Here is a 2,321-nt window from a genome sequence, read left to right as displayed (position 1 = left end):
ACAGGGCGGTGCCGCCGCCACCCATCTCCAGAACAGCCTGGGCTTCGGCAAGTTGGCCGGCATCCCGTGGAGCCGGGTCCTGGCCGCCGGTGGCGAGTTCGGCGATGCCCAGCGCCGCGCCGAGACCGCCCAGGGTCACGATCAGCGGCGGCACCTTCCCGGTCGCCACCACCGCCCCCTGCAACGCGCCCCAACCCGCGCCCACCGCAAGGGCGATGACGACACAGACGGCGACCGTGCCCCAGCTGGAGGCGGGTCCGCCGTGGTGGATGTTGTACTCGCCCGCCGCGACCGCCGCCAGCACCAGCACCGAGCCGATCGACAGGTCGATGCCCGCGGTGATGATCACGAACGTCATGCCGACACCGAGGACCAGATAGATGGCCGCGTTCACGGCGATCTGCGTGAGGTCGTACTGGGTGAAGAACTTGCCCGGCGCCGCGATGGTGAAGAAGGCGACCAGCGCGACGAGGATCACGAAGGTCCACAACTCGCTGATGCCGGCGGCCCGTCGCAGCCACGGCGGTATCGCGAACCTTCCGCCGTCGGACGGGGGCACGTCCGGCGCCTTGGCCGTCGGCTTGATGTCCTGGCTGTTGGCGCTCATCGGCCGCCCTCCGCTTCGGTCGCGCCGTGGTTCCCGTTCTGAGCGGGCTCGTCCAGTGATCCGGTCATGGCGCCGACGAGTTTCTCGATCGTGGCGTCGGCCGCGGTGAACGAGGCGACCCGGCGGCCCAGCCGCAGCACCTCGACCCGGTCCGCGACCGACAGCACCTCGGGCATGTTGTGGCTGATGAGGACGACGCAGATGCCCCGGTCGGCGACCCTGCGCACGGTCTCCAGGACACGGGCGCGCTGGACGACGCCCAGGGCGGCGGTCGGCTCGTCCATGAAGATGACCTTGTTGGCGAAGGCGACCGCGCGGGCGACGGCCACGGACTGCCGTTGCCCTCCCGACAACGTTGTCACAGGAGCCGTCACATCTTTCAGTTCGACTCCCAGTTCACCGAAGGCCGCGATCGCCTCCCGCCGCATCGTGGGCCGGTCGAGAACGCCGAGGCGGCCGAGCAGACCCCCGCGTACGAGTTCCCTGCCGAGGTAGAGATTGGCCGCCGCGTCCAGATCGGGCGCGAGCGAAAGATCCTGGTAGACGGTCTCGACTCCGTGCCGTTGCGCGTCCATCGGCCCCGTGAACCGGACCGGCACCCCGTCCAGGCGCACCTCGCCCTCGTCCGGGGTGAGCACACCGGAAAGGACGTTCACCAACGTCGACTTGCCGGCACCGTTGTCACCGATCAGTGCGACGACCTCACCGGCGTACGCCGTGAAGTCGGCGCCCGAGAGCGCCTGGACATGGCCGAAACGCTTGACCACACCATGTGCCGCGAGAAGTGGTTCCCTTGCAGAGGCCATGCTGTGCTTTCTGGTTGGTATCGTTAACAGTTCGTCGATTCTGGGAGGCCCATGAGTGGGCGTCAAGGGTCGGGACGGACACGGTTCGGGCGCATGTCATCGGCCCGTCGGCCTCGTTGCGCGCGACGAGATCTGGAGGACGTGGCGTGGCCGGTCGTCCCAGGATGAAGGACGTGGCCGCGGCAGCGGGCGTGAGCGTGATGACGGTGTCCCGGGTGGTCAACGGCGAGGCGGGTGTGGCGCCCCGCACCGCCGCTCGTGTGGAGGCCGCGGTCCGCAAGCTGGGCTATCAACGCGACGACGTGGCACGGCAGTTGCGCCGTACGGACTAGTTGAGCCAGACCATCGGACTGATGGTGGACAACGTCGCCGACCCCTTCATGGCCGCCGTCGCCTCGGCCATCGAGGACATCGCGCACCGGCGCGGCAGCATGGTCCTGATCGGCTCCAGCCGCGCCGACCCGCACCGCGAACGGGAGGTCGTCGCCGCCTTCACCGCCCGTCGCGTCGACGGCCTGATCCTCACCCCGGCCGCGGGCAGCCACCGTTTTCTGCAACAGGCCGTACGCCATCTCGTCGCGCACGGCCACCGCAGGATCGGCTACCTCGGCGACAGGCGGGAGATCTGGACCTTCGGCGAACGCCACCGCGGCTATCTGTCGGCCCTGAACACCGCGGGCATCGACGCCGACCCGGCACTCGTCCGGCACGGACTCGGTTCCGGCGCGGATGCCGCCCGGGCCGTCACCGCGCTCCTCTCCGCGCCCGAACCGCCTACGGCCGTGCTCGCGGGCAACGAGATCCTCGCGCTGGGCGTCCTGCCGGTGCTGCCCGCCGGCGTCGCGTTCATCGCCTTCGACGACTTCGCCCTGGCCGCGCAGTTGACCCCGCCGGTCACCGTCATCGCC

4 protein-coding genes are annotated in these 2,321 nt (G+C 70.0%); 2 read left to right on the top strand and 2 right to left on the bottom strand.

The genetic code is table 11. From position 1 onward, the window contains the following. Positions 1 to 607, bottom strand: a 607-nt coding sequence (locus JHN45_RS51675) for an ABC transporter permease (RefSeq protein WP_374195702.1), incomplete at its 3' end; no start/stop codon positions are given. Next, positions 604 to 1,413: an ATP-binding cassette domain-containing protein gene (locus JHN45_RS51670; protein ID WP_200713119.1), complete on the bottom strand. Its 810-nt coding sequence runs from the start codon at positions 1,411 to 1,413 to the stop codon at positions 604 to 606. The genes JHN45_RS51675 and JHN45_RS51670, both read right to left, overlap by 4 nt. Before the next feature lie 146 nt (positions 1,414 to 1,559). Between JHN45_RS51670 and JHN45_RS53845 the strand changes: the two genes are divergently transcribed. After that, a complete protein-coding gene (locus JHN45_RS53845; protein ID WP_307783456.1) occupies positions 1,560 to 1,745 on the top strand; it encodes a LacI family DNA-binding transcriptional regulator in 186 nt (61 codons plus the stop codon). 21 nt (positions 1,746 to 1,766) lie between these two features. Continuing rightward, positions 1,767 to 2,321 (top strand): substrate-binding domain-containing protein (locus JHN45_RS51665; protein ID WP_236585059.1); only part of this gene is annotated, 555 nt, incomplete at its 3' end.

Origin of the sequence: Streptomyces sp. MBT53 (assembly GCF_016654115.1) — a bacterium.
GTDB lineage: Bacteria > Actinomycetota > Actinomycetes > Streptomycetales > Streptomycetaceae > Streptomyces.
The sequence above is the reverse complement of the archived record's forward strand: the minus strand, read 5'-3'. Positions and strand labels throughout refer to the sequence as shown.